The 26,925-nt window shown below is 72.4% G+C and carries 24 protein-coding genes and 1 pseudogene; 16 read left to right on the top strand and 9 right to left on the bottom strand.

All coding sequences use genetic code 11. The features are described 5' to 3' along the window. Positions 1-66: 66 nt before the first annotated feature. Both ACFYQQ_RS10595 and ACFYQQ_RS10590 read left to right on the top strand, forming a co-directional pair. Complete coding sequence (locus tag ACFYQQ_RS10595) at positions 67-936, top strand: PHP domain-containing protein (RefSeq protein WP_356171867.1); 870 nt, start codon at positions 67-69, stop codon at positions 934-936. Between the two features lie 521 nt (positions 937-1,457). After that, entirely contained in the window at positions 1,458-2,063 is a 606-nt protein-coding gene (locus ACFYQQ_RS10590) for a MarC family protein (protein ID WP_355780069.1), read from the top strand. 97 nt (positions 2,064-2,160) lie between these two features. On the opposite strand, the gene ACFYQQ_RS10585 is transcribed toward ACFYQQ_RS10590, so the two are convergent. Then, positions 2,161-2,313: a hypothetical protein gene (locus ACFYQQ_RS10585; protein ID WP_121405831.1), complete on the bottom strand. Its 153-nt coding sequence runs from the start codon at positions 2,311-2,313 to the stop codon at positions 2,161-2,163. A gap of 272 nt (positions 2,314-2,585) precedes the next feature. Between ACFYQQ_RS10585 and ACFYQQ_RS10580 the strand changes: the two genes are divergently transcribed. Beyond that, entirely contained in the window at positions 2,586-3,491 is a 906-nt protein-coding gene (locus ACFYQQ_RS10580) for an NYN domain-containing protein (RefSeq protein ID WP_355780062.1), read from the top strand. Between the two features lie 25 nt (positions 3,492-3,516). On the opposite strand, the gene ACFYQQ_RS10575 is transcribed toward ACFYQQ_RS10580, so the two are convergent. Both ACFYQQ_RS10575 and ACFYQQ_RS10570 read right to left on the bottom strand, forming a co-directional pair. Next, positions 3,517-4,428 (bottom strand): alpha/beta hydrolase, encoded by a 912-nt coding sequence (locus ACFYQQ_RS10575; protein WP_355780058.1) that lies wholly within the window; start codon positions 4,426-4,428, stop codon positions 3,517-3,519. A gap of 989 nt (positions 4,429-5,417) precedes the next feature. Further along, on the bottom strand, positions 5,418-7,646 hold the full coding sequence (locus ACFYQQ_RS10570; RefSeq protein ID WP_388904199.1) for a DEAD/DEAH box helicase: 2,229 nt from the start codon (positions 7,644-7,646) through the stop codon (positions 5,418-5,420). Between the two features lie 469 nt (positions 7,647-8,115). Here ACFYQQ_RS10570 and ACFYQQ_RS10565 point away from each other — a divergent pair, with 469 nt between their 5' ends. Continuing rightward, entirely contained in the window at positions 8,116-8,865 is a 750-nt protein-coding gene (locus tag ACFYQQ_RS10565; RefSeq protein ID WP_355787780.1) for a ferritin-like fold-containing protein, read from the top strand. A 99-nt stretch (positions 8,866-8,964) separates the two neighbouring features. On the opposite strand, the gene ACFYQQ_RS10560 is transcribed toward ACFYQQ_RS10565, so the two are convergent. From ACFYQQ_RS10560 to ACFYQQ_RS10545, 4 genes are all read right to left on the bottom strand, one after another. Then, a complete protein-coding gene (locus tag ACFYQQ_RS10560; protein ID WP_355787777.1) occupies positions 8,965-9,234 on the bottom strand; it encodes a hypothetical protein in 270 nt (89 codons plus the stop codon). Positions 9,235-9,399: 165 nt separating this feature from the next. After that, complete coding sequence (locus ACFYQQ_RS10555) at positions 9,400-9,627, bottom strand: DUF3107 domain-containing protein (RefSeq protein ID WP_355787774.1); 228 nt, start codon at positions 9,625-9,627, stop codon at positions 9,400-9,402. A gap of 142 nt (positions 9,628-9,769) precedes the next feature. Next, the gene (locus ACFYQQ_RS10550; protein WP_355787771.1) at positions 9,770-10,411 is read right to left on the bottom strand and encodes a TetR/AcrR family transcriptional regulator; all 642 of its coding nucleotides are present in this window, start codon (positions 10,409-10,411) and stop codon (positions 9,770-9,772) included. 168 nt (positions 10,412-10,579) lie between these two features. Next, a complete protein-coding gene (locus ACFYQQ_RS10545) occupies positions 10,580-10,798 on the bottom strand; it encodes a hypothetical protein (RefSeq protein ID WP_355787768.1) in 219 nt (72 codons plus the stop codon). Positions 10,799-11,011: 213 nt separating this feature from the next. Here ACFYQQ_RS10545 and ACFYQQ_RS10540 point away from each other — a divergent pair, with 213 nt between their 5' ends. The 8 genes from ACFYQQ_RS10540 to ACFYQQ_RS10505 all read left to right on the top strand — a co-directional run bounded on the left by ACFYQQ_RS10540 (position 11,012) and on the right by ACFYQQ_RS10505 (position 21,725). Further along, the gene (locus tag ACFYQQ_RS10540; protein ID WP_355787765.1) at positions 11,012-12,037 is read left to right on the top strand and encodes an alpha/beta hydrolase; all 1,026 of its coding nucleotides are present in this window, start codon (positions 11,012-11,014) and stop codon (positions 12,035-12,037) included. Positions 12,038-12,519: 482 nt separating this feature from the next. Further along, positions 12,520-13,713, top strand: a complete 1,194-nt coding sequence (locus ACFYQQ_RS10535; RefSeq protein ID WP_356168453.1) for a DUF3152 domain-containing protein — start codon at positions 12,520-12,522, stop codon at positions 13,711-13,713. Between the two features lie 56 nt (positions 13,714-13,769). Further along, positions 13,770-13,862: an Ms4533A family Cys-rich leader peptide gene (locus ACFYQQ_RS10530; protein ID WP_355781599.1), complete on the top strand. Its 93-nt coding sequence runs from the start codon at positions 13,770-13,772 to the stop codon at positions 13,860-13,862. A 171-nt stretch (positions 13,863-14,033) separates the two neighbouring features. Further along, a complete protein-coding gene (locus ACFYQQ_RS10525; protein ID WP_355781596.1) occupies positions 14,034-15,752 on the top strand; it encodes an ABC transporter substrate-binding protein in 1,719 nt (572 codons plus the stop codon). 4 nt (positions 15,753-15,756) lie between these two features. Beyond that, positions 15,757-16,749, top strand: coding sequence for an ABC transporter permease (locus ACFYQQ_RS10520; protein ID WP_355781593.1), 993 nt, complete (start codon positions 15,757-15,759; stop codon positions 16,747-16,749). Beyond that, on the top strand, positions 16,746-17,762 hold the full coding sequence (locus ACFYQQ_RS10515) for an ABC transporter permease (RefSeq protein ID WP_355781590.1): 1,017 nt from the start codon (positions 16,746-16,748) through the stop codon (positions 17,760-17,762). Before ACFYQQ_RS10520 ends, ACFYQQ_RS10515 begins: the two co-directional genes overlap by 4 nt. Next, a complete protein-coding gene (locus tag ACFYQQ_RS10510; RefSeq protein ID WP_355781588.1) occupies positions 17,759-19,789 on the top strand; it encodes an ABC transporter ATP-binding protein in 2,031 nt (676 codons plus the stop codon). The genes ACFYQQ_RS10515 and ACFYQQ_RS10510 overlap by 4 nt, the downstream gene beginning before the upstream one ends. Positions 19,790-20,018: 229 nt before the next feature. Then, positions 20,019-21,725 carry a glycosyltransferase gene (locus tag ACFYQQ_RS10505; protein WP_388904193.1) on the top strand — a complete coding sequence of 569 codons (1,707 nt, stop codon included), beginning with the start codon at positions 20,019-20,021 and terminating at the stop codon, positions 21,723-21,725. Positions 21,726-21,868: 143 nt separating this feature from the next. On the opposite strand, the pseudogene ACFYQQ_RS10500 reads toward ACFYQQ_RS10505, so the two are convergent. Together ACFYQQ_RS10500 and ACFYQQ_RS10495 are read right to left on the bottom strand one after the other, a co-directional pair. Further along, positions 21,869-22,345, bottom strand: a pseudogene (locus ACFYQQ_RS10500) (DUF4573 domain-containing protein); the annotation flags it as partial. An 81-nt stretch (positions 22,346-22,426) separates the two neighbouring features. Beyond that, a complete protein-coding gene (locus tag ACFYQQ_RS10495) occupies positions 22,427-22,594 on the bottom strand; it encodes a hypothetical protein (protein WP_355781605.1) in 168 nt (55 codons plus the stop codon). On the opposite strand from ACFYQQ_RS10495, the gene ACFYQQ_RS10490 reads away from it, so the two are divergent. The 4 genes from ACFYQQ_RS10490 (at position 22,589) to moeZ (ending at position 26,731) form a co-directional block, all read left to right on the top strand. Continuing rightward, positions 22,589-23,614, top strand: a complete 1,026-nt coding sequence (locus ACFYQQ_RS10490) for a hypothetical protein (protein ID WP_388904396.1) — start codon at positions 22,589-22,591, stop codon at positions 23,612-23,614. The genes ACFYQQ_RS10495 and ACFYQQ_RS10490 overlap by 6 nt on opposite strands. A 142-nt stretch (positions 23,615-23,756) precedes the next feature. Then, on the top strand, positions 23,757-24,716 hold the full coding sequence (locus ACFYQQ_RS10485; RefSeq protein ID WP_355782285.1) for an NAD-dependent epimerase/dehydratase family protein: 960 nt from the start codon (positions 23,757-23,759) through the stop codon (positions 24,714-24,716). Next, positions 24,704-25,453 carry a spherulation-specific family 4 protein gene (locus ACFYQQ_RS10480; RefSeq protein WP_355782288.1) on the top strand — a complete coding sequence of 250 codons (750 nt, stop codon included), beginning with the start codon at positions 24,704-24,706 and terminating at the stop codon, positions 25,451-25,453. The genes ACFYQQ_RS10485 and ACFYQQ_RS10480 overlap by 13 nt, the downstream gene beginning before the upstream one ends. 99 nt (positions 25,454-25,552) lie before the next feature. After that, on the top strand, positions 25,553-26,731 hold the full coding sequence (gene moeZ / locus ACFYQQ_RS10475; RefSeq protein WP_355782290.1) for an adenylyltransferase/sulfurtransferase MoeZ: 1,179 nt from the start codon (positions 25,553-25,555) through the stop codon (positions 26,729-26,731). Positions 26,732-26,925 lie beyond the last annotated feature (194 nt).

Genomic DNA, 26,925 nt, shown 5'->3' with positions numbered 1-26,925 from the left:
GGGCGTGGGATTCCCGTTATCCTTGAGCAGTCCCTTCCGTCCCCGTCACCGCTTGGAGTCCGCGTCGTGCGCATCGACCTGCACACCCACTCCACCGCCTCCGACGGCACGGACCGCCCGGCCGAGCTGGTCCGCAAGGCCGCGGCCGCCGGGCTGGACGTCGTCGGGCTGACCGACCACGACACGACCCGGGGTCACGCCGAGGCGATCGCCGCCCTTCCCGAGGGGCTGACGCTGGTCACCGGCGCCGAACTCTCCTGCCGCCTCGACGGCGTCAGCATGCACGTCCTGGCCTACCTCTTCGACCCCGAGGAGCCCGCGTTCCTCGCCGAGCGCGAGCTGGTCAGGGACGACCGGGTGCCGCGCGCCCAGGCCATGGTCGCCAAGCTCCGCGAACTGGGCGTCCCCATCAGCTGGGAGCAGGTCGCCCGGATCGCGGGCGACGGCTCGGTCGGCCGGCCCCACGTCGCCTCCGCCCTCGTCGAGCTTGGTGTCGTACCGAGCGTCGGGGACGCCTTCACCGGCGAGTGGCTGGCCGACGGCGGCCGGGGGTACGTCCCCAAGCACGAGACCGACCCCTTCGAGGCGATCAGGCTGATCAAGGGCGCGGGCGGCGTCGCCGTCTTCGCGCACCCGGCCGCCGCCAAGCGCGGACGGACCGTGCCGGACAGCGCCATCGCCGAGCTCGCCGCCGCCGGCCTCGACGGCATCGAGGTCGAGCACATGGACCACGAGCCGGCCACCCGGGCGCGGTTGCGCGGGCTGGCGAGCGAGCTGGGGCTGCTCACCACGGGGTCCTCCGACTACCACGGCAGCCGCAAGAGCTGCGCGCTCGGCGAGTACACCACCGACCCCGAGGTCTACGGGGAGATCACCCGGCGGGCCACCGGGGCGTTCCCCGTCCCGGGGGCGGGGGGAAGCCGCCGCTCCCGCTAGGCGAAGGGTCGCTCGGCCGCTCCATCGCTGAATCGCTCGGTCGTGCGCTTCGGGGTCCCGGGATCGCCGGGACTGCCGGGTGCCTGGTTCGCTCGGTGGTGGTTCTGGTTCGGCTGGGTGCCGGGGATCCCGGCGCCGCCGGGTGGTCGGTTCACTCCGTCGTGGTGCGGCTCGCGTGCGGCTGCTCTCCGTTGCTGCGGTCCAGGGTCCTCTCGGAGGGCTCCAGCCCGGCGCGGTTGTGATTCGGGGCTTTCTCGATGCGGTCCGGTGCCGGGTGCTGTCTCGGTCCGGCCGGTCGCCGGGGCCGTCTCGATCCGGTCCGTGTCGTGGCTGCGGCGCGTACGCCGCCGGTCCGTGACCCGTGCTCAGTGCTTCCCGTGCCGTGAGACGCCGTGCCCGCGCGCGACGCGGCCCCCTTCGTTCGTTCCGTCCCGACTTCTGTCCCCATGGCGTCCGCCCTCGTCGCGGTGCGCCACCTCGTCCTGTTCATCCCGTTCCACCGCACACAGCAAGGCACCACCGTGTTCGACGTCGCCGTCTTCGGCTCGCTCTTCCTGACCCTCTTCGTGATCATGGATCCCCCCGGGATCACCCCGATCTTCCTCGCGCTCACCGCCGGACGCCCCGGCAAGGTGCAGAAGCGCATGGCCTTCCAGGCCGTCTGCGTGGCCGGTGGCGTGATCGCCGTGTTCGGTCTGCTCGGGCACCAGATCCTGAACTACCTGCACGTGTCCGTACCCGCGCTGATGATCGCGGGCGGGCTGCTCCTGCTGCTCATCGCCCTCGACCTGCTGACCGGCAAGACCGACGAGCCCAAGCAGACGAAGGACGTCAACGTCGCCCTCGTCCCGCTCGGCATGCCGCTGCTGGCCGGGCCCGGCGCGATCGTGTCCGTCATCCTCGCCGTCCAGAAGGCCGACAGCGCGTCGACCCAGCTGTCCGTGTGGTCCGCGATCCTCGCCATCCACGTCGTGCTGTGGATCGTCATGCGGTACTCGCTGCTGATCATCCGCGTCATCAAGGACGGCGGTGTCGTGCTGGTGACCCGCCTCGCGGGCATGATGCTCTCCGCCATCGCCGTCCAGCAGATCATCAACGGCGTCACGCAGGTGATCCAGGGCGCCTGAGCCGCCCGCAACGTGCAAAGCCCCCGTACGGCATGTGCCGTACGGGGGCTCCGAAGTCTGCGAAGCGTCTGCGGGTTACGTGGAAAACACCCGCGTGTTACGAGGCAGTCGAGTCGGCCGGGCGGATCCAGAGGCGCTGCCCGATGGCGGCTGCCTGCTGAACGATCCGGTTGACGGAGGCGGCGTCCACGACGGTCGTGTCCACGGGGGTGCCGTCGACATCGTCGAGTCGCATGATTTCGAAGCGCATTGGCTTCTCCCTTCGTCTGGTCATCCTCCTGAGGAGAACTACTGATGTGTGAGGCGTGAGGCAGCAGTGCCCCTCCGCTTCATACGGATTCAACGGGATGCGTGTTACAAACATTCCCTACGCTAAGGAAAATTTTCGAGAACCTAATTACTGACGGGTAAACGATCGGCCCCGGCGGGTGGGGCGACGGCGTGGCGAGGCGGCAGAAGGCGGCGCGGGCGGCGGCGGGACCGACCGGGAGCAGTTGTGTTCGCAGCGTGACGGCCGGGACAATGGACGCAATGAACGACGACCTCGCGGCGCTCGGCGGCCGCATCGACCGTACGAACGAGCTGCTCCAGCGCATGCTCGCCGAGGTGGCGAAGACGCCCTCGACCCACGCGATCTTCGTCGACGCCGGTTATCTGTACGCCGCCGCCGGACGGCTCGTCGCCGGGACCGAGGACCGCCGGGCCTTCGACCTCGACGCCGAGGGCCTCATCGAGGCGCTCATCGACCGGGCTCGCACGATCTTCGCCGACAGCAGGCTGCTGCGCGTCTACTGGTACGACGGCGCGCGGCGCCGGATCCACACCGCCGAGCAGCAGTCGATCGCCGAGCTGCCCGACGTCAAGGTCCGCCTGGGCAACCTCAACGCCAACAACCAGCAGAAGGGCGTCGACTCGATCATCCGCAGCGACCTGGAGTCACTCGCCCGGCACCGCGCCATCAGCGACGCCGCGCTGCTCGGCGGCGACGAGGACCTGGTGTCGGCCGTCGAGGCGGCCCAGGGCTACGGGGCGCGGGTCCACCTCTGGGGGATCGAGGCGCCCGAGGGCCGCAACCAGGCCGAGCCGCTGCTCTGGGAGGTCGACAGCCAGCGGACGTTCGACCTCGACTTCTTCAAGCCGTACGTGACCCGGCGGACCGCCGCCACGTACGACGCCGCCGGGACGGCTCGCCCTGCTCGGGACGACGTGCGGTTCGTGGGTGCGCAGATCGCCGCGAAGTGGCTGGCGGCGCGGGGGCGGGAGTCGCTGGGCGAGCTGCTTCCCGGGCATCCGTATCTGCCCGGGTCCGTCGACCAGGATCTGCTCGTCGAGGCCGAGGGGCTGCTCCAGTACTCCCTGCGGGGGCAGGCCGATCTCCGTCGGTCGCTTCGGGACGGCTTCTGGGCGCATCTCCAGTCGCAGTTCTAGGTCCCGTCGTTCGAGGGTGGCCGGCTCAGGCCGGGGGGCAGTCGTCCCAGAAGCGGGCGAGTGCCTTTGCCGTGTCCTGCGGCCGGTCCGTGTTCGGGGAGTGCTCCGCCCCCCGTACGACGGTGCGCCGCGCGTCCAGCCGTACCGCCATGTCGTCCAGCAGCGGCAAGGGCCAGGCGTCGTCGCGGTCGCCGGAGATGACGTGCATCGGGAGCGGTACGGCGGCCAGTTCGGGTACGCGGTCGGGTTCCGTGCACAGTTGCCGGCCTGTCGCGATGAGCTGCGCGGGGCTGTTGGCCAGCCAGCGGCGGCGCAGGTCCGCGCGGTCGTCCAGGCCGGCGTCGAGGTCACCCGAGTCGAGGTCGGCCGAGTCGGGGTTGCTCGGGGTGGACTCCTCCGGGGGTTCCGAGGGTTCCATCGCCTGGATGGCCTCCCAGACGTCGGCCATGCTCATCACCGCGAGGGCGTCGCGGAGCAGCTTCACGCGTTGCTGCTGCGGTACGGAGACCTGGGCGGGGCCCGAGGACATGAGGGTGAGCGACCTGAACGGGGTCGGGTCCAGCAGGACCGCGGCGCGGGCGATCTGACCGCCGAGGGAGTGGCCCACGAGGTGGACCGGGGCGTCGAGGGCTGCCGCCTGGGCCAGGACGTCGTGTGCCAACTCGGCCTGGGCGTACGGGGTTTCGTCGTCCGGGGGGCCGGGTGTCTCGTACTGGCCGCGTCCGTCGACGGCGACGGTGCGGTAGCCGGCGGCGGCGAGGGGCTCGTGCAGGGCGATGAAGTCCTCCTTGCTGCCGGTGAATCCCGGGAGCAGCAGGGCGGTTCCTCTCGGCGGGGCCGTCGGGGCGGCGTCCAGCACGGCGAAGTCGCCGCGTGCGGTCGCGAGACGGTACGCCCGGACACCGGGCGGCGGGACGAAACTGGGCGGCCTGCTCATGCCCCGAGGCTATCTGGGACTGCTGAGGGGCGCTGTGGTGGGCGTCCGGCGCGGTGGGGCCGGTGGGTGAGTCGGGGCCGTGCCGGTACATCCGGCCGTCGGTAGTTGTTGTGGGCGTCCGTCACCAGCGTTCCTCGGTCGGGTACGTCCCCGTCTCGACGGCCATTTGATGTACCGGCACGGCCCCTTCGGTCGGATGGCGGCTGCGGGCCGTGGGCGGCTGAGCCGCGGGGGCTCGGGCCCGGTGGCTCCGGTGCGGGCTGGCGGGGCGACGCCCACCTGGCTGCGGACGGGCGTGCGGCGTCCACCCGGCTGGGGACGGCGGTCCGTCCGCTCCCGCTGCGGGCAGGCGTGCGGCGCCCACCCAGGTGGGGCCAGGCGGTCCGCCCGCTCCATCTGCGGGCAGGCGTGCGGCGCCCACCCGGCTGGCGACGGAGGTCCGCCCGCTCCCGCTGCGGGCAGGCGTGCGGCGTCCGCCCAGGTGGGGCCAGGCGGTCCGCCCGCTCCATCTCCGGGCAGGCGTGCGGCGCCCACCCGGCTGGCGCCGGAGGTCCGTCCGCTCCCGCTGCGGGCAGGCGTGCGGCGTGGGACGGCCGTTCTCGCTACAGCTGCGGGCAATCGTGCCGCTGGGGCGGCACGGGTGGGCGCAGGCGGCTCCCCGTTGGCGCCGGGTTCGCCGTCCCACCTCGGCCTCGGCTGCGGCGCCGGGTGCCGATGCAGGAACGGGAGTTGGCCCACCCGGGGACGGCACCCGTAGACGCCGGGTTCGCCGGCCCACTCCGACGTCGGGCTCAGCGTCGGGTGCTGATGCAGGCGAGGGGGAGTGAACCGCTACGAGCGGCACCCCGTTGGTGTCGGGGGCGGCGGCCCTGGGGCTACGTCAACCAAGGCTCCGGGGAGCCGAGTTGGCTAGGAGGCGGGGGACCCGTACCCGGGATGTCGAACGGCCCGGTCCCTTGGGAAAGGGGCCGGGCCGTTCGAGGTGGGGATCAGCTGTCCGCGGGCTCCGTGGCCGCAACGGCCTTGCGGGTGCGGCGGCGCGGCTTGGCCTCGGGCTCGTCGGCCGTCTGCGCCGGGATCTCGGCGTCGACGGTGGCGACCGCGGCCTTGCGCGGACGCCGCTTCGGCTGCGGCTCCCCGGCGGTCTCGGCGACCGCCGCCGTCGTGGCCTTGGCACGGCTGCGGCGCGGCTTGGCCTCCGCGGCCTCGGTGGCGACCTCGGCCGTGGCGTCCGCGGCCGTGGCGACGGCCTTGCGGGTGCGACGCGGCTTCGCGGGCGCCTCCGTGGCGGCCTCGGCCGTGTCGACCGCGGTCTCGGCGGCCTTGCGGGTGCGGCGGCGCGGCTTGGCCTCGGGCTCGTCGGCCGTCTGTGCCGGGATCTCGGCGTCGACGGTAGCGACCGCGGCCTTGCGGGTACGGCGCTTCGGCTTGGCCTCGGCGGCCTCCGCGGTGTCCACGGCGGTCTCGGCGGCCTCCGTCACCGGCGCGGCCTTGGCGCGGGTGCGACGCGGCTTCGCGGGGGCTTCCGTGGCGGCCTCGGCCGTGTCGACCACGGTCTCGGCGGTCTCGGCGGCCTTCCGGGTGCGGCGGCGCGGCTTGGCCTCGGGCTCGGTGGTCTCCACGACCTCGGCGACCTCGGCGGCGGGCGCCTCGACGGCCGTCGTCTCCGCGGCCCTGCGGGTGCGGCGACGGCGCGGCTTCTCCTCGGTGACACCCTCGGCGGTGTCCACCGCGGCCTCGGCCGACGGCTGCTCGGCCACGGCCTCGGTCACCGCGACCGGCTCCGCGCCGGCCCCGTTACGGGTGCGGCGGCGACGGCGCGGGGTACGCGGCTCGGTGGCCTCCGTGGTCCCGGCGGACTCGACGGGCGTCACCGCGGCGGACGCGGACGTCTCCTCCAGCGGCGCTCCGTTGCGCGTACGACGGCGGCGGCGCGGCGTGCGCGCCGGGCGCTCACGCTCGCTGTCGCGCTCCGCGACCGGCGCGGCGGCGCGTCCACCGCGGGCGGCGCGCTGACCGCGGCCACCGGTCTCACCCAGGTCCTCGACCACCTCGGCGGAGAGGCCCGCGCGGGTGCGCTCGGAGCGCGGCAGGACACCCTTGGTGCCGGCCGGGATCTTCAGCTCCTCGAACAGGTGCGGGGACGTGGAGTACGTCTCCGGCGGGTCCGGGAAGCCGAGGTCCAGCGCCTTGTTGATGAGCTGCCAGCGCGGGATGTCGTCCCAGTCGACGAGCGTGACCGCGATGCCCTTGGCGCCCGCGCGGCCCGTACGGCCGATGCGGTGCAGGTAGGTCTTCTCGTCCTCGGGGGACTGGTAGTTGATGACGTGCGTGACGCCTTCGACGTCGATACCGCGGGCGGCGACGTCGGTGCAGACGAGGACGTCCACCTTGCCGTTGCGGAAGGCGCGCAGCGCCTGCTCGCGGGCACCCTGGCCGAGGTCGCCGTGGACCGCGCCGGACGCGAAACCGCGCTGCTGGAGCTGGTCGGCGAGGTCGGCCGCCGTCCGCTTCGTGCGGCAGAAGACCATCGCGAGACCGCGGCCGTCGGCCTGCAGTATGCGCGAGACGATCTCCGGCTTGTCCATGTTGTGCGCGCGGTAGATGTGCTGCGCGGTGTTGCGCACCGTCGCACCCTCGTCGTCCGGCGAGGTGGCGCTGATGTGCGTCGGCTGCGACATGTAGCGGCGGGCCAGGCCGATGACGGCGCCCGGCATCGTGGCCGAGAACAGCATCGTCTGACGGCGGGCCGGCAGCATGTTGATGATCTTCTCGACGTCGGGCAGGAAGCCCAGGTCGAGCATCTCGTCGGCCTCGTCGAGGACGAGCGACTTGATGTGCTTCAGGTTCAGCTTCTTCTGGCCCGCGAGGTCCAGCAGGCGGCCGGGGGTGCCGACGACCACGTCGACGCCCTTCTTCAGGGCCTCGACCTGGGGCTCGTAGGCACGGCCGCCGTAGATGGCGAGCACGCGCACGTTGCGGACCTTGCCCGCGGTCAGCAGGTCGTTGGTGACCTGGGTGCACAGCTCACGTGTCGGGACGACGACGAGCGCCTGCGGGGCCTCCGTGAGCTGCTCGGGCAGGGCGCGGCCCGCCTCGACGTCCGCGGGGACCGTCACGCGCTCCAGGAGCGGGAGACCGAAGCCCAGCGTCTTGCCTGTGCCGGTCTTGGCCTGTCCGATGACGTCCTTGCCCGTGAGGGCGACCGGGAGCGTCATCTCCTGGATGGGGAAGGGGTTGAGAATGCCGACGGCCTCAAGGGCTTCGGCGGTCTCGGGAAGGATTCCGAGGTCTCGAAAAGTCGTAGTCAGGGTGCTGCCTCTTCTGTGAACGCGGTGCGAGGCGAGCGCGGGGGTCGTGTCTGGACCGTGCCGGGGACGTCGGCCGCTTTGCGGGCTGGCCGAGTGGCATGGGACCACTGCCGACGCTCGAGCGCTCGTACCGCTGAGGGTTCCTCCGGGTGTCGTACGCAAGGTGCCGTACGGACGTGGAGGTCTGTCGGGTCGGAGCCGATCGGGCCACCGACCGGGCATCCTCATTCACGCGGCCCGTCGAATGACTCGCCGGGCGCATTACCACCATACCCCGGAATCGCGCACACGCGATGGCCGATTTGGTCACATGGTCGTCGTCACACTGATTGACCAGGGACTTCCGTGGCGCGGTGAGCGGGCTATTGTGCGCTTCATGACGACGCCTGACAACGCCGCTGCCACCCCCGCCGAAGCCACTCCCGCGGCCACCGGAGTCGCCGCGCAGAACTGGGACACGGCCTCCGCCGACCCCCAGTACCGCGCCGCGGTCGTGGACCTGCTCGGAGCGCTCGCGTACGGCGAGCTGGCGGCGTTCGAGCGGCTCGCGGAGGACGCCAAGCTGGCACCCACGCTGTCCGACAAGGCGGCGCTGGCCAAGATGGCGTCGGCCGAGTTCCACCACTTCGAGCAGCTGCGCGACCGGCTGTCCGCCGTGGGCGCGGAGCCGACCGGGGCGATGGAGCCCTTCGTGGCCGCGCTCGACGGCTTCCACCGCCAGACGGCGCCCTCGGACTGGCTGGAGGGACTCGTCAAGGCGTACGTCGGCGACTCCATCGCCAGCGACTTCTACCGCGAGGTCGCCGCGCGTCTCGACACCGACACCCGCGCGCTCGTCCTCGCGGTCCTCGACGACACCGGGCACGCCAGCTTCGCCGTCGAGAAGGTCCGGGCAGCGATCGACGCCGAGCCCCGCGTCGGCGGCCGGCTCGCCCTGTGGGCCCGCCGCCTGATGGGCGAGGCGCTGTCCCAGTCGCAGCGGGTGGTCGCCGACCGTGACGCCCTGTCGACCATGCTCGTCGGCGGAGTCGCGGACGGCTTCGACCTCGCGGAGGTCGGCCGGATGTTCTCCCGGATCACCGAGGCCCACACCAAGCGCATGGCCGCCCTGGGCCTCGCGGCCTGAGCGTCCCCGGACGCGGACGGCCGTCGAGCCGCCGGTGGCTTCCGGCGGCTCGATGAACGGTGACGCGGACGGCCTCGCGGGGTCCGGCCGGCGGCGGTCCTACGCCGGCGCCGAACGGCGGCGAAAGCGCTCCGCCGGACGGAGCAGCAGCGACAGCGAGGCGGCCGAGACCGCGACCGCGCCGACGAGGGTCAGCGAGAAGTGGCCGGGACCGAGCGCGCTGTGGGTCAGAAAGGCTCCGAAGAGTGCTCCCGCGACGCCCGTCGACAGCACCAGGCTGCGCGTGGGGAGCCGGTGGGGCAGGCGGTACGCCGCCGCCCAGGCGAGGGCGAGACCGAGGATCGCGGAGCCGAGCGCTTCCAAAAACATCGTGGGTTCCCTCCCGCACGGCTGGGGCAAATCGGTCGTAGTCGATCTACCCCCGAGGGCCGGAAAGCAACCCTCCCCGGTGCGGAAGATGTGCTCCGTCTGTGCAGTTCAGGTCATGAGAAAGGGGCCCGGCGGCCGATGCCGCCGGGCCCCTTGCACTCTCTGCTAGAGCGCGCTGAAGCCCACCTTGCGCGCGGTGGGCTCGCCGAGCTCCACGTACGCGAGACGGTCGGCCGGGACCAGGACCTTGCGGCCGTGGTCGTCCACGAGGCTCAGCAGCGCCGACTTGCCGGACAGCGCCTCGGACACCGCGTGCTCGACCTCCTCGGCGGTCTGACCGCTCTCCAGAACGATCTCGCGGGGCGCGTGCTGCACGCCGATCTTGACCTCCACGGCTTTGTCCCTCCGACGGTCAGTGATGTGCGCGTTGCTCGCGCCGTACGCTGCACACATTAGCCCGGTGAGGGGACGTACACGTTCCGTCCGAGAACGCCATCAGCGAACAGCGGACGGGAACAAACGCGCCCGCCGTACGTCAGTGCTGTTCGCTGCCGTGCAGCGGGAAGCCGGCGATGCCGCGCCAGGCCAGCGACGTGAGCAGCTGGACCGCCTGATCGCGCGGCACGCTGCGGTCGCTGTGCAGCCAGGAGCGGGCCACCACCTGCGCGAGACCGCCCAGACCGGAGGCCAGCAGCATCGATTCGGCCCGTGACAGGCCGGTGTCCTCGGCGATCACGTCGCAGATGGCCTCCGCGCACTGCACCGTGACACGGTCCACGCGCTCGCGCACCGCCGGCTCGTTCGTCAGGTCGGACTCGAAGACCAGCCGGAAGGCGCCGCCGTCGTCCTCGACGTACGCGAAGTACGCGTCCATCGTGGCGCGGACCCGCAGCTTGTTGTCGGAGGTGGAGGCCAGCGCCGTGCGCACCGCCTCCAGCAGCGACTCGCAGTGCTGGTCCAGGAGGGCCAGGTACAGGTCGAGCTTGCCCGGGAAGTGCTGGTAGAGAACCGGCTTGCTGACGCCCGCGCGTTCGGCGATGTCGTCCATCGCGGCCGAGTGATACCCCTGCGCGACGAAGACTTCCTGGGCCGCGCCGAGGAGCTGGTTGCGTCGGGCACGGCGCGGCAGGCGTGTGCCCCGCGGGCGCGCCGCCTCTGTCTGCTCGATGGCTGTCACGCCGCCTCCCAAAATCGTCCACATGCGGTGTGCGCCGCGCCGCCATCGTACTTTTCGGTAACCCCCGTGTGCGCGCCGAGGACGCACAATTTCACGGACCGGACAAGGGCGATAGCCACGCAGAGGGCGGCAAAGGGGGGCACGGCGGTCAGTGCGTCCGCCTCCCTGTCAACGGTAGTCGTCCTCGTCGAGGGTGACGACGCGTGCCTGCTCGGCGAGGTCGGCCTCGTTGGCGCTGGCCGGGTCGGCGCCCGTGAGGGGGTCGTCGCGGTCCGGGGCCACCTCTTTGTGCTGCTCGGCGGCGTCGGCCTCCGGGGTCTCCTCGTCGATCCCGGGAGTCGTCTCCTCGTCCTCGAACGTCTCCGGATCCGTGGGGTCGATGGCCATGGCGGGCTCCCTTCCTGGAACGTGCTCGTACTCCCTGCGCGCTGCGAAGCAGGGATCACATATGGGTGCCCTGTTTCGAGCCTAGGAGACACCTGATCCGGACGCGATGCGATTCGGCGTGCTTTCGCGGCGCCCGGGCCCCGCCCCGGTACCCCGCCTCCTGTGACGGCGAACACATGAACCAGTACGTGATCGTCTCGTAACATTGCCCGCATGTCTTCGACCGAGCTGCCGTCCGTACTGGCCTCCACCGTCACACCGAGGGTCGGTTCCGTACGGGTCGCGGAGGGGGAGCGGCTGCGGTCGGTCGGCCTGCCGGGCGTCACCCTGACGGTGCGGTCGCGGCCGCCGGCCCGGAGCGGACTGCCGCCGGCGCTGTACGTGCACGGACTAGGCGGCTCCTCACAGAACTGGTCGGCGCTGATGCCGCTGCTCGACCAGCTCGTCGACAGCGAGGCACTGGACCTGCCGGGCTTCGGGGACTCGCCGCCGCCGGACGACGGGGACTACTCGGTCACCGGGCACGCGCGCGCGGTGATCCGCTATCTCGACGCCTCCGGGCGCGGGCCGGTGCACCTCTTCGGCAACTCGCTCGGCGGAGCGATCACGACGCGCGTCGCCGCCGTACGTCCCGACCTCGTCCGCACCCTCACGCTCGTCTCGCCCGCGCTCCCGGAGATCCGCGCGCAGCGCTCGGCGTGGCCCACGGCGGCGCTGGCGCTGCCCGGCGTCGCGGCCCTGTTCACCCGGTTCACCAAGGGCTGGACCGCCGAGCAGCGCGTACGCGGCGTCACCGCCCTCTGCTACGGGGACCCCTCCATGGTCACGCCCGAAGGCTTTCGCAACGCGGTCGAGGAGATGGAACGGCGGCTGGCGCTCCCCTACTTCTGGGACGCCATGGCCCGCTCCACGCGCGGCATCGTGAACGCGTACACCTTGGGCGGCCAGCACGGGCTCTGGCGTCAGGCCGAACGGGTCCTCGCGCCCACGCTGCTCGTCTACGGCGGCCGGGACCAGTTGGTCGGGTACCGCATGGCCCAGCGGGCGGCCCGGGCCTTCCGCGACTCCCGGCTGCTGACCCTTCCGGATGCGGGCCATGTCGCGATGATGGAGTATCCCGATACGGTGGCCACGGCATTCCGTGAACTACTGGTCGACTCGGGCGAGCTGGACGGGTCGGCGGTCACGGACACCCCGGCCGCGAAGGACGGGGTCGGCAGCGCGAGCGCGGGGAGCTGAGGCGGGGCGTGGGACGTCACAGCCGCGGGCGGGCCGACAAGAGCGGTACCGGCGGCAAGGCCGAGGAGAAGCAGTCCGTTCCGAGAGTCGTGCTGCCCCCGGCCGGAGCGGCGGCGCAGCCCCGCAGGGACGGGACCCCGCCCCGGGGGATGCCCCGGATGCCGGACGGCACCCCCGCGCGCGGAGTGCCACGTCTGCCCGACGGCACCCCCGCTCACGGAGTGCCCCGGTTCTCCGACGGGACGCCGGCTCGCGGAGTACCGCGGCTTCCTGACGGGACGCCTGCTCGCGGAGTACCTCGTCTGCCCGACGGCACGCCGGCGCACGGCGTGCCGCGTTTCTCCGACGGGACACCGGCGCACGGGATGCCCCGTCTGACCGACGGGACGCCCGCTCACGGAGTACCTCGTTTCGGTGACGGCACACCCGCGCGTGGTGTGCCGCGGCTGCCCGACGGCGCTCCCGCGCGGGGAGCGTCCCCGGTGCGGGGCGGGCACCCCGAGCAGCACGAGATCGGGGGCGGCTGGGGCGAGTTGCGGGCCGGGGCGCGGCCGACCGCCGGGCCCGGGTACGGCACGGCGCCGGGTCTGCCCGTCGCGGCGCCTCAGGGCGTCTCCCTCGACCTGCCGCAGGGTGCGCCCGGCGGACGGTCGGGGCCGCGGATACCGCCACAGCGTGAGGACGTCCGCGCGGGCGGCCCACGACAGACCTATCTCGACGCCTTCGACGAGGACGACGACGTCTTCGCGCCCGGCACCGGGGGCGTGCGCGCCGCCGGTCCGCCGGCCGCGTCCGCCTTCCCGGACGCGGGCGCCGGCCGCGGCGGGCCGGTGTTCCCGGAGACGGGGCTTCCGGAGAAGGGCAGAGGCGGCGGCAGGGGCCGGACGTTCGCGGGGATCGCGGCCGCCGCGGTCACGACCGTGCTGGCGGTCGTCGTCGCCGGGCAGGTCACCGAAGGGCGTGCGGAGAAGACCGTGCGCGCGCAGGCGGCCGGCGCCGGTGGCCGGGACGCCCGGGACTCCGCCTCGCGCGGCGACCGCCGTCCCACGCCCACCGGGACGCCGAGCGTGGCACCGCTGACGTACGAGCAGAAGATGGCGGAGAGGTACGCGCTCGGGGCGGAGTTCACGGGGTCGGGGAAGTTCGACGCCGTCCTCGGCTTCGACAAGGCGCCGGGCAAGGGACGCAAGTACACCTACCGGGTCGACGTGGAGCAGGGCCTCGGGCTGGACGCGGAGCTCTTCGCCGAGGCCGTGCAGAAGACCCTGAACGACGACCGGAGCTGGGCGCACGACGGGGCCCGCACCTTTGAGCGGATCTCCTCCGGCGAGCCGGACTTCGTGATCACGCTGGCGAGTCCCGGCACCACCGCCGACTGGTGTGCCAAGTCCGGGCTCGACACCACCGAGGACAACGTGTCGTGCGACTCGGCGGCCACCGACCGCGTCATGATCAACGCCTACCGGTGGGCCCAGGGCTCCGAGACCTACGGTGACCGGATCCACTCCTATCGCCAGATGCTGATCAACCACGAGGTCGGTCACCGGCTCGGCTACGGCCATGTGACCTGCGGCAAGGACGGCGACCTCGCGCCCGTCATGCAGCAGCAGACCAAGTTCCTCGACCACGACGGAATCCACTGCAAGGCCAACCCCTGGCAGTATCCCGGGAGTTGACACCGGCCCCGGAAGCCGCGTTGACATCGGACGAAAGTTCGTTCATATTTCTCCGCATGTCGCCTCGTCACGCCTCCGCTTGCGCCGCCCTTGAGCTGGCGCTCATCGGTGTGACCGCGCTCTGCGTGGCCGACATTCACTGTCGCTGACGCCCGCCCCCGGCGCGTGCGTCACGTTCCCCTTCTTCGGGTTCCGTCTGTCCTTCACGGCCGTTCTCTCGACGCGCACTTCGACGCCCGGGGCGAGCTCTGCACATGTTCGTCTCACTCTGTGTCGTTTCGTCTCGCCATACGAGACATTCCCCGAGAGGTCGTCTTCCGATGCGTCAACCGTCCCTCATAGCGCGCCGCGTGGCCGCGGTGTCCGTCAGCCTGGTCGTGGCAGCGGGTGCCGCCGCCTGCGGTCCTGAGGACAACGATGCCAAGGGCACCGGAGGCGGCTCCGAGCCGCAGAAGGGAGGCACGCTGACGGTCCTGAACGCCAACCCGCAGGAGGACTTCGACCCCGCGCGCCTCTACACCTCCGGCGGCGGTAACGTCCCCTCGCTCGTCTTCCGCACCCTCACCACCCGCAACCGCGAGGACGGCGCGGCCGGCGCCGAGGTCGTCCCCGACCTCGCCACCGACACCGGCCGCCCCAGCAAGAACGCGACCGTGTGGACGTACACCCTGAAGAAGGGCCTCAAGTACGAGGACGGCAGCGCCATCACCTCCGCCGACGTCAAGTACGGCATCGAGCGCTCCTTCGCCGCCGAACTCTCCGGCGGCGCCCCCTACTTGCGGGACTGGCTGATCGGCGGCGCCGACTACCAGGGGCCGTACAAGGACAAGAAGGGCCTCGACTCGATCGAGACGCCGGACGAGCGCACCCTCGTCTTCCGGCTCAACAAGCCCGAGGGCGAGTTCCCCTACCTCGCCACGCAGACCCAGTTCACGCCCGTCCCCAAGGCCAAGGACACCGGCACCAAGTACGAGGAGCACCCCGTCTCCTCGGGCCCGTACAAGGTCGTCAAGAACGAGAACGACGGCGAGCGGCTGATCCTGGAGCGCAACACCCACTGGTCGGCGGCCACCGACGCGGAGCGCAAGGCCTACCCCGACAAGATCGACGTACGGTCCGGGCTCGACTCCTCCGTGATCAACCAGCGGCTCTCGGCGTCCCAGGGCGCGGACGGTGCCGCCGTCACCACGGACACCAACCTCGGTCCCGCCGAACTCGCCAAGGTCAGCGGCGACAAGGAACTCGCCTCGCGCGTCGGCACCGGGCACTTCGGCTACACGAACTACATCGCCTTCAACCCGAAGGTGAAGCCCTTCGACAACCCGAAGGTGCGCCAGGCGATCTCGTACGCCGTCGACCGTTCGTCGGTGATCAACGCGGCCGGCGGTTCCTCCCTCGCCGAGCCGGCGACCACGTACCTGCCCGACCAGAAGTCCTTCGGCTACACGCCGTACGACCACTTCCCCGCGGGCAAGTCGGGCAACGCGGGCAAGGCCGAGGAGCTGCTGAAGGAGGCCGGTCACAAGAACGGGCTCACGGTCACGCTCACCCACTCCAACGCCAAGGACTTCGAGACCAGCCCGGAGATCGCGACCGCCGTCCAGGACGCCCTCAAGAAGGCCGGCATCACCGTCAAGCTCCAGGGCCTGGAGGACAACGACTACGCCGACAAGATCCACAGCGCCAAGACCGAGCCCGGCTTCTTCCTCGCCCACTGGGGAGCCGACTGGCCCTCCGGCGGCCCCTTCCTCGCCCCGATCTTCGACGGCCGCCAGATCGTCAAGGACGGCGCCAACTTCAACACCGGCTTCCTGAACGACAAGTCCGTCAACGACGAGATCGACGCCATCAACAAGCTGACCGACCTCGACGCGGCGGCGAAGCGCTGGGGCGCGCTGGACAAGAAGATCGGCGAGCAGGCGCTGACCGTGCCGCTGTTCCACCCCGTCTACAAGCGCCTGTACGGCAAGGACGTCAAGAACATCGTGATCAGCGACTGGACCGGCGTGCTGGACATCTCCCAGGTCGCGGTGAAGTAGTCAGATGAGTGAGGCCCTTGTGGTCTCGGAGGCAGCCGGGACGGATCCGTCCGTCCCGGCGGTCTCGGGGCCCCGACAGTTCTGGGGGCGGCTGCGTGCCCAGCGCGCCGCCCTCGTGGCGGCGGCCGTCGTGGCGCTGCTCGTCCTGGTCGCGCTCGTCGCACCGCTCCTCACGGCGATCGAGGGGCAGGACCCGACGTCCTACCACCCCTCGCTGATCGACTCGGCGCGCGGCGGCGTCCCCCTCGGCTCCTTCGGCGGAGTCAGCGGCGACCACTGGCTCGGCGTCGAACCGCAGACCGGCCGCGACCTCTTCGCCCGGCTCGTCTACGGCGCCCGCGTCTCCCTCGGCGTCGCGCTCGCGGCGACGCTGGTACAGGTCCTCATCGGCGTCGTGGTCGGCGTCGCCGCCGCCCTCGGCGGCCGCTGGGTCGACCAGCTGCTCAGCCGCGCCACCGACGTCATCATCGCGATGCCGCTCATGATCGTGGCCCTCGCGCTGCTCGCGATCGTGCCCGGCGGCTTCCCGCGGCCCGTCCTCGTCGCGCTGATCATCGGGCTCGTGGCCTGGGGATCGATCGCGAAGATCGTGCGCGCGCACACCCTGACCCTCAAGCAGCTGGACTACGTGGCGGCGGCCCGGCTCAGCGGCTGGGGCTCCTGGCGGGTCGCCCGCCGCGAGCTGCTGCCCGCGCTCGCCGCGCCCGTCATCACGTACGCCGCCCTGCTCGTCCCGATGAACATCACCGTCGAGGCGGCGCTCAGCTTCCTCGGCGTCGGCGTGAAACCGCCGACGCCCTCATGGGGGCAGATGCTCACCGCGGCCGACGTCTGGTACCAGGCGGCACCGCAGTATCTGCTGCTCCCCGCCGGGTCGTTGTTCGTCACGGTGCTCGCCCTGACCGTCCTCGGCGACGGTGTGCGGACGGCGCTCGACCCGCGCGCCGCCTCCCGGCTGCGCGTCGGCACGGGACGCAGGCGGGAGGCGAAGGCATGAGCGCGGTCCCCTTCACGGCCGGCTTCGCCGGGTTCGCCCTGCGCCGGGTGGTCGGAGCAGTCGTCACCCTGCTCGCCATCACCGTCATCATCTACGCGGTGTTCTACGTCGCCCCCGGCGACGTCGCGCAGATCACCTGCGGCCCGCGCTGCTCGCCCGCCCAAGTGCACCAGGTGGCCGAGCAGTTGAAGCTCGGCGACCCGCTCTACCTGCGCTACTGGCACTTCCTCCAGGGCATCTTCGCCGGCCAGGACTACTCCACGGGCACCTCCGTGCAGCACTGCGGCGCGCCCTGCCTCGGTCTCTCGTACCAGAGCGACCAGCAGGTCACGCAGCTCATCTGGGCGAAGCTGCCGGTCACCTTCTCCCTCGTGCTGGGCGCCATGGTGCTCTGGCTGATCCTCGGCGTCGGCACCGGAGTGCTCTCCGCGTGGCGGCGCGGACGGATCAGCGAACGGCTGCTGACCGGCATCACACTCGCCGGCACGGCCACGCCCGTCTTCGTCATCGGCCTGGTCCTGATGATCGTCGTGTGCGGGCAGCTCCAGCTGCTGCCCTTCCCGCAGTACGTGCCCTTCACCGAGGACCCCGAGCAGTGGGCCTGGAACCTGCTGCTGCCGTGGCTGGCCTTCGCGGTGATCGAGGCCGCCAAGTACGCCCGGCTGACCCGCGCCGCCATGCTGGAGACGCTCGCCGAGGACCACGTGCGGACCTTTCGCGCGTACGGCGTCGGCGAACGGTCGGTCATCGGACGGCACGCCCTGCGCGGGGCCGTCGCGCCGGTCATCGCCCTGAGCGCCAACGACTTCGGGTCGGCGATCGGCGGCGCCGTGCTCACCGAGACGATGTTCGGTCTGCCCGGCCTCGGGCGCGAACTCGTGCACGCGGTGAAGGTCGTCGACCTGCCGGTGGTCGTCGGCATGGTCCTGGTGACCGGCTTCTTCGTGGTTGTGGCCAATGCTGTCGCGGACGTGCTGTTCGCGGTGGCGGACCGACGGGTGGTGCTCTCATGAGCTCTGGGAAGACCGACCGGGGCCCGGTCGGGGAGGACCACAAGGCGGGGCCCGATGGTACGGGTTCCGGCCGTGACGTCCATGCCTCTGTCGGCGGTGAGCGTTCCGGCGGCGGTGAGCGGAGTGCCCTTTCCGCCGCCGGGGCCGACCCGCGTGACGGGAGAACGGGCGACAGCCTCGTCGAAGTCAGTGATCTGACAGTCGCGTTCGGGGAGCTGCGTGCCGTCGACGGGGTGTCCTTCCGGCTGGAGAAGGGGGCCGCGCTGGGCCTGGTCGGCGAGTCCGGCTCCGGTAAGTCCACTGTGGCGTCGGCCCTGTTGGGGCTGCACCGCGGCACGGGCGCGCGCGTCGGCGGGGTGCTGCGCGTGGCCGGAGTGGACGTGGGGGCGGCATCCGACGAGGAACTCCGGCGACTGCGGGGCGCGAAGGCCGCGATGGTCTTCCAGGACCCGCTCTCGTCCCTCGACCCGTACTACGCCGTCGGCGACCAGATCGCCGAGGTGTACCGGGTGCACACCCGGGCGTCCCGGCGGGCCGCCCGCGCGCGTGCCGTGTCCGTGCTCGACCGGGTCGGGATTCCGGGCGCCGCACACAGGGCCCGCTCGCGCCCGCACGAGTTCAGCGGGGGCATGCGGCAGCGCGCGCTGATCGCGATGGCCCTGGCGTGCGAGCCGGACCTGCTGATCGCCGACGAGCCGACGACCGCCCTCGACGTCACCGTCCAGGCCCAGATCCTCGACCTGCTGCACACGTTGCGGGAGGAGACGGGGATGGGGCTGCTGCTCGTCACGCACGACGTCGGCGTCGCCGCCGAGAGCGTGGACGACGTCCTTGTCATGCGCCACGGGCGCGCGGTCGAACACGGAACGGTCGGCGCGGTGCTGGGGGCCCCGCGGGAGGCGTACACCCGGGAACTGCTGAGTGCGGTCCCACGGGTGGACGAGCCGCGAGTGGGCGGTCCCGGTGCGCACGAGTCCCGGGGGGCCGGGTCTCGGGTGCGTGTTCCGGCGCCGTCGGTTGAGCCTTCGGCCGGAGCGCTGGGCACATCGGCATCGGCCGGGCCTTCGGGCGGAGGGGCGGGCAGGTCGGCTGGTTCCTCGTCCGGAGGGCCAGGTGAGTCGGTCGAGTCCTCGTCCGGTGGGGCGGGCACGTCGTCCGAGGCCGAGTCCGCGTCCGAGGCCGAGTCCGCGTCCGAGTCCGCGTCCGGTTCCGGTGGTGGGCCGGGTGCCGTCGGTGAGGTCGTCCTCGAAGCGGTGGGCCTGCGGCGCGAGTTCGGGCGCGGCAAGCACCGGTTCACGGCGGTCGACGACGTCACGCTGACCGTGCACCGGGGCGAGACCCTGGGCATCGTCGGTGAGAGCGGCAGCGGCAAGACCACGCTGGGCCGCATGCTCGTCGGCCTCCTGGAGCCGACGGCCGGCTCCGTCCGGTACCAGGGGCGTGCCCGCTCCGGCGTCGGTCCGGCCGTGCAGATGGTGTTCCAGGACCCCGTCTCCTCCCTCAACCCCCGGCGCAGCGTCGGCGAGTCGATCGCCGATCCGCTGCGGGCCAGGGGCGAGCGGGACGAGGACCTGATCAGGGGGCGTGTGCGAGGTCTGCTGGAGCGCGTCGGGCTCGAACCGGCGCACTACGACCGCTACCCGCACGAGTTCAGCGGCGGACAGCGCCAGCGGGTCGGCATCGCACGGGCCCTCGCCGCCGAGCCGCGGGTCATCGTGTGCGACGAGCCGGTCTCCGCGCTCGACGTCACCACGCAGGCCCAGGTCGTCGCCCTCCTCGGCGAACTCCGGCGCGAACTCGGGCTGGCGCTGGTGTTCGTGGCGCACGACCTCGCGGTGGTGCGCCGGGTCAGCGACCGGGTCGCGGTGATGAGCCGCGGCCGCATCGTCGAACAGGGCCCGGTCGACGAGGTGTACGAATCCCCGCGGGACCCGTACACCAGGCAGCTGCTCGCCGCCGTACCGGCGCTCGATCCGCAGGTCGCGGCGCGGCGCCGGGCCGCCCGGCGGGAACTGACCGCGGTCTGACGGAATGTGACCGCATGATCCCTTAGCGCGACGGAACGCCGACCGCGCGGGAAAGTTACGACCGTTCACCCCTTTTGGTGGCGCGATGGACAACCGTCCGTCGCGCCACCGCCTTGTCCGCATACGTTCGTCCCGCTGCGAGCCGCCGGGCCAACGGCGGCTCCCCATACGGGAGATCGGGGGTGCACTCGTGCGCATCGGACTGCTTACGGAGGGTGGCTATCCGTATGTGAGCGGTGATGCCAGGCTCTGGTGCGACCGGCTCGTACGCGGGCTCGGGCAGCACGAGTTCGACATCTACGCGCTCAGCCGCAGCGAGCGGCAGGAGGACGAGGGCTGGATCGAACTCCCGCCCCAGGTCAGCCGGGTGCGGACCGCGCCCCTGTGGACGGCCGAGGACGACGGCGTGGTCCACGGCCGACGGGCACGCAGGCGCTTCGCCGACGCGTACGCCGAGTTGGCAGCGGTGGTCTGCGCCGGACCCTCCGGCACCGGCGCGGCAGGGTCCCCCGAGGGCCCCGAAACCGCCGACGGCGTCGAGGCGGACCGTTTCGGCAACGCGCTGTACGCCCTCGCCGAACTCGCCCGGGACGAGGGCGGCCTGGTCGGAGCCCTGCGGTCCGAGGTCGCCGTACGCGCCCTGGAGCGTGCCTGTCGTGCGCCCGGCGCACTCCGGCCCGCCCGCACCGCCCGGGTGCCCGACCTGCTCGCCGTCGCCGCCCACATCGAACGGGCGCTGCGCCCCCTCTCCCTCGACTGGTACGAGGACGACGGGCTCGGCTCGGTCGACCTGTGCCACGCCGCCGCCGGCGGCTCCGCCGCGCTGCCCGGGCTGCTGGCACACCACTTCTCCGGCGTCCCGCTCCTCGTCACCGAGTACGGGGTACAACTGCGGGCCCACTACCTCGCGTCGACCCAGGCACCCCCGGCGGTGCGGTCGCTGCTCGCCGCCTTCCACGGCAGGCTCGCCTCCGAGGTCTACCGCCGGGCCTCCTTCATCACGCCCGGCAACACGCACGCCCGCCGCTGGCAGGAGCGCTGCGGCGCCGACCGCGCCAAGCTGCGCACGGTCTACCCGGGCATGGACGCCTCCCGTTTCGCCGAGGTCGGGGAGAACCCGGAGGGCGCCGCCGGCGCGGACCCCGACACGCTGGTCTGGGTCGGCCGCATCGAACCGGCCAAGGACCTCATCTCCCTCCTCCACGCCTTCGCCGAGATCCGCAGGGAGGAACCGAAGACGCGGCTGCGGATCGTCGGCGCCGCCGCGGGTGCGGAGGGCACCGCCTACCTCGGCCACTGCAAGGCCCTGGCCGCGCAGCTCTTCCCCGACGAGGCGGAGGGCGTGCACGCGGTCGGCGACAACCCCGTGTCCTTCGAGGAGATCGGCGGCCCCGAGGTCCCGACCCTCGCGGAGGCGTACGCGGCGGGAGCCGTCGTCGTCCTGTCGAGCGTCGTCGAAGGCTTCCCGATCAGCCTGGTCGAGGCCATGTTCTGCGGACGCGCCACGGTCTCCACGGACGTCGGCGCGGTCGTCGAGGTCATCGGCGGTACGGGGCTGGTGGTGCCCCCGCGCAATCCGCGGGCGCTCGCCGAGGCGTGTGTGGCGCTGCTGCGCGACCCCGAGCGCCGTGAGCGGCTCGGCGCCGCCGCCCGCGCCCGCGCCCTCGAACTCTTCACCGTCGAGCAGAACATCACGGCATTTCACGGCATTTACCTGGAGATCGTCTCGCACTCCCCGGTACGCCGGGTCGTCGTCGACGAGGCCGGCGAACCGCTGCCCTTCGGTGTCCCCGCCGAGGCCCACGTGCCCGGCCGCTGGACCGAGTCCCGCCTGATGGCCGCGGGCCGGCCGCGCTGGGCGGCGGGCGCACCGGTACGCGCCACGGTGACCGTCCCGGCCCCCCAGGTGGTCCCTGCCGGGGAGGGCGTGCGATGAGCGGAGCGGGCGAGGTGACCGGGGCGAACGGTACGACCAACTCCGGCGCGTTCAGCGGACCGAGCGAGTTGGGGGAGCTCGCCGGGGGAGCGGGCGGAGCCGGTGGGGCCTCGAGTGCGGAGGAACTGCGCCGGTTCGATGCGGGGGCCGTTGCTCAGGGGCTCAGCGGACTTGGTGGGGTTACGGCACAGGACTTGGCGGAGGACGCCGGTGGGTTCGGTGAGGCGGTAGCTCCGGAGGGGCTGGGGCTGCTCGGTGGGGGCCAGGTAGCCGACGGGCTCGGCGGGCCCGCTGGGCTCGATGTCGCGGGGGCGCCTGGGGAGACCGGTGGGTTCGGTGAGGCGGTAGCTCTGGAAGGGCCGGGTCGGCTCGGTGGGGGCCAGGTTACTGACGGGCTCGGGGGACTTGGTCAGCTTGGTGGGCTCGATGCAGCGGAAGTGGCTGAGGCGACCGGTGACTTCGGTGAGGTCGTAGGGACGGCGCCGTTCGGTCGGCCTGGCGGGGGCCAGGTTGCCGACGGGCTCGGCGGGCTTGGTGCTGCGGAGGTGACTGGGGAGCCCGGTGGGTTCGGTGAGGCAGTACCTCTGGAGACGCTTGGTCCGCTCGAAACGGCGGGCCATGTCGTCGAAGCCGATTCGGTCGCCGGGCTCGAAGGCCCGACCGGAGTCGGCGGCGGCGCCGGAGTGCGCGGACGCGCTGGGCTAGACGGGCACGCCGGAGTCGGAGTGGGCGCCGAAGCCGCGTCGGGTGCCGGAGCCGAAGGCCGCGCCGGAGTGAGCGGCGACGCCGGGCTCCGTGGGGGCCTCGGTGTGGCGCAGCGTGCCGTGAGCCGTCGGGGTGCCGTCGACCCCGTGAAGGCCCTGATGCACCGGCACCGCGAACTCTGCGAACGCGCCGTCGACCCGCTGGAGATCGCCGCCGGCCTGGAGGCGCACGGCGTGACCGACCGGACCGCCGCCCGCTTCCGGCACCGGGACGTGTTCTCGCTGGCGGAGGAGATGTACGCCCGCGTGCCCCGCGACGGGGAGCCGACCGCACGGCCCGAGACGGCCGACGCTCCCGGCGCCCCCGCCCGCTGGGCCGTACTCGCCCTGCTCCCGGGCGCACTCTGCGCGGCGACCGTCGCAGGACTGCGCCTCACCGAGGGGCAGCCGCGCCTCGCCGTGGCCGCCGCCGGTGTCCTGGCCGTCGCGATCGGCCTGCGGGCGGCCCTGCGCCGGGGACCCCTCAGGGCCCCTGACCGCAACTCCTCCCGCGCTTGGATCTGCTGGCTCCTCACGTACGCACTGGTCGGCGACGGACTGCTCGACGCCGGCATCGAGGGCGGCCCCGACGGGCCCTGGCCCCTGGCCGTCGCACCCGTCCTGGCCCTCACCCTGTCCTGCGCCCCGGCGGCCTGGTGCGCCCACCTGTTCGCCGTACGCGCCCGGCGCCGGCTCACCGCGAGCCGCGGCCTGGAGGAGTTCGCCGACTCCGTGAAGCCTCTGCTCCTGGGCACATTCGGGCTCTTCCTCTGCTCCGTCGGCGTCCTGCTCGCCGTGTGCGGGGCTCTGCTCGGCGAGCCCGCCGCGTACGCCGGAGCCGGCGCCCTCGGAGCACTGCTCCTCCTCGCCCGGCTCCTGACCGCGCACGGCTTCACCCACGCCCCGGCCGTCGTGCTCGCCGCGGCGGGCGCGGCCGAGGCGACCGCCCTGTCGTCCGTCTTCGCCGGCCGCCTCCCCGGCTGCTCCCTCCTTTCGGTACCGGTCGAGGCCGTCGTCGCCGCGGGGGGACCCGGGGCCGTCCCGGCGGCCGTGTGCGGGACGGCGGCCCTCGTCCTCCTGATCCACGCCACCCGCACCCTGACCCGCGCCTCGGCCCACGCGACACCGGCCGGAGCGACACCGTGAGGCCGGCTTCCGGCCCGAGCACCCCCTTGTCTCCCGCGGGGCCGACACCGCGGGCCTTACTCCCGATCCACGGCACCACCCCTGAAGGAGAACGCCAGATGATCACCTCCCGAACCGGAGAGTCCGCCCCGGGAGCCGCCCGATGAGGGTCCTGCTGATCGGAGCCAACGGATATCTCGGCCGCTTCGTCGCCGACCGGCTGCTCGCCGACCCGGCCGTCCAGCTCACCGCGCTCGGCCGCGGCGACGACGCCGACGTACGGTTCGACCTCGCCTCGGGCAGCCCCGGCGCCCTCACCCGCTTCCTGGACGCGGTGCACCCCGGAGTCGTCGTCAACTGCGCCGGCGCCACCCGCGGCGGCGCCCGCGAACTCACCCGGCACAACACCGTCGCCGTCGCCACCGTGTGCGAGGCCCTGCGCCGTAGCGGCTGTGGGGCACGGCTCGTACAGCTCGGTTGCGGCGCCGAGTACGGGCCGAGCCAGCCCGGCTCCTCCACGGCCGAGGACGCCGTACCGCGCCCCGGCGGTCCGTACGGCGTCAGCAAACTCGCCGCCACCGAACTGGTCCTCGGCTCCGGTCTGGACGCCGTCGTCCTCCGCGTCTTCTCGCCCGCGGGACCCGGCACCCCCGCCGGGTCCCCCCTCGGCCGCCTCGCCGAGGCCATGCGCCGCGCCATGCAGTCCGGCGACGGCGAACTCAAGCTCGGCGGACTCGGCGTCCAGCGCGACTTCATCGACGTCCGCGACGTCGCCCGCGCCGTCCACGCCGCCTCCCTCTCCGCCGCCCAGGGCGTCATCAACATCGGCTCGGGACGCGCCGTCCGCCTCCGCGACGCCGCCGCCGTCCTCGCACGGGTGGCCGGATACGGCGGGGCGCTGCACGAGCTCGACGGACCGCCCGGCCCACTGCGGCCGTCCATCGTGCATCCCCGCAACGAACCCGACCACGTGCCGGCCGCCGCCTTCCCGTACCCGGACGGCTGCGGCAGCTGGCAGCAGGCCGACGTCCGCACCGCGCGCGACCGGCTCGGCTGGCGTCCCCGCATCAACCTCGAGGAATCCCTCGCCGACATCTGGATGGAGGCGGCATGCCGTATCTGACCCGCTCCGCGGCGGGCACCGCACGCACCGGTCTGGGCGTCGGCTTCGGCATCCCCGGCTACGCGCACCCCCTCGTCGCCCCGCTCGAATGGGGTGAGCTCGCCCGCCCCGGCACCCCCTTGCACTGGGTCGTCCTGAACGTCGCCGACGGGCCCGGCACCCGCCCCGACCCGCGCTGCCTGGAGGCGACGGGACGGCTGCGCAACGCCGGAGTCCGCGTCCTGGGGCATCTGGACGCCGCTTACGGCGCCCGCACCTTCGGGGAACTCGTCTCCGACGCGCACCGCTACCTCGACTGGTACAAGGCCGACGGCTTCTACCTGGACCGCTGTCCCACCGAGCGCACCGCGCTTCCCGAGATCCGCCGCACCGTGACCACACTGCGTGCGCTGCGCGACAAAGCTCACATCGTCTTCGGCCACGGCACGCACCCCTACCCCGGATACGCCGAGAACGCCGACCAGTTGGTGACCTTCTCCGGCCCCTGGACCGACTACCGCTGGTCGCAGGTGGCCGAGTGGACGGCCGACTATCCGCCCGAGCGCTTCTGCCACTTCGTGCACGGCGTGCCCCGCGGTCACCTGGAGGAGGCCCTGCGCATCGCCCGCTGGCAGGGCGCGTCGACGATCTACTTCACCGACCGCCTCGACCACGGCGGCCGCGCCGACCCCTACGCGAGCATGCCCGGCTACTGGGACGAGATCGTCTCGCGAGTCGGAACGGGTGTCTCGGAATGAAGAAGGGCGTGGCAGTGTTACGGGGAGAACGACCTCCCCCGGTCCCGGCTGCGCCCGAACGGGGGGACACCCATTGATTGACCGATTAACGGAGTAACCGTGTCGCTGCCACCCCTGGTCGAGCCGGCTGCCGAGCTCACCGTAGACGAGGTCCGCAGGTACTCCCGCCACCTGATCATCCCGGACGTCGGGATGGACGGGCAGAAGCGGCTGAAGAACGCGAAGGTGCTCTGTGTGGGCGCCGGCGGCCTCGGATCGCCGGCACTGATGTACCTGGCCGCCGCGGGCGTGGGCACGCTCGGCATCGTGGAGTTCGACGAGGTCGACGAGTCGAACCTGCAGCGCCAGATCATCCACAGCCAGGCGGACATCGGCCGCTCCAAGGCCGAGTCGGCGCGCGACTCGGTGCTCGGCATCAACCCGTACGTGAACGTCGTCCTTCACGAGGAGCGGCTCGAAGCCGACAACGTGATGGAGATCTTCAGCCAGTACGACCTGATCGTGGACGGCACGGACAACTTCGCCACCCGGTACCTGGTCAACGACGCCTGCGTGCTGCTGAACAAGCCGTACGTGTGGGGCTCGATCTACCGGTTCGACGGCCAGGCCTCGGTCTTCTGGTCCGAGCACGGTCCCTGCTACCGCTGCCTCTACCCGGAGCCCCCGCCGCCGGGCATGGTCCCCTCCTGCGCCGAGGGCGGCGTCCTGGGCGTGCTGTGCGCGTCCATCGGGTCCATCCAGGTCAACGAGGCCATCAAGCTCCTCGCGGGCATCGGCGAGCCGCTCGTCGGCCGCCTGATGATCTACGACGCCCTGGAGATGCAGTACCGCCAGGTCAAGGTCCGCAAGGACCCGAACTGCGCGGTCTGTGGTGAGAACCCCACCGTCACCGAGCTCATCGACTACGAGGCCTTCTGCGGCGTCGTGTCCGAGGAGGCCCAGGAGGCGGCGGCCGGCTCGACGATCACTCCGAAGCAGCTCAAGGAGTGGATCGACGACGGCGAGAACATCGACATCATCGACGTCCGCGAGATCAACGAGTACGAGATCGTCTCGATCCCCGGCGCCCGGCTGATCCCGAAGAACGAGTTCCTCATGGGCACCGCTCTGGAGAGCCTCCCGCAGGACAAGAAGATCGTCCTGCACTGCAAGACGGGTGTCCGCAGTGCGGAAGTCCTCGCCGTGCTGAAGTCCGCGGGCTTCTCCGACGCCGTGCACGTCGGCGGCGGCGTGATCGGCTGGGTCAACCAGATCGAGCCGGACAAGCCGGTCTACTAGGCGTCCGAACCGGTTCGCCGGACGTACGGCCTTCCGGGAGGGGCCCGGCACCTCGTGTGCAGGGCCCCTTTCCCGTACCGGGACTCGTGCCAAGGCCGGTGCCGGGCTCCACTCCGGTGCAGAGACCGGTGCCACGCACCTCTCCGGTACCGTGGCTCGTGCCGGGCACCTCCCCAATACCCAGGCCCGTGCCC

The sequence above is a fragment of the Streptomyces sp. NPDC005496 genome, from assembly GCF_042872045.1.
Classification (GTDB): Bacteria; Actinomycetota; Actinomycetes; order Streptomycetales; family Streptomycetaceae; genus Streptomyces.
The sequence above is the reverse complement of the archived record's forward strand: the minus strand, read 5'-3'. Positions and strand labels throughout refer to the sequence as shown.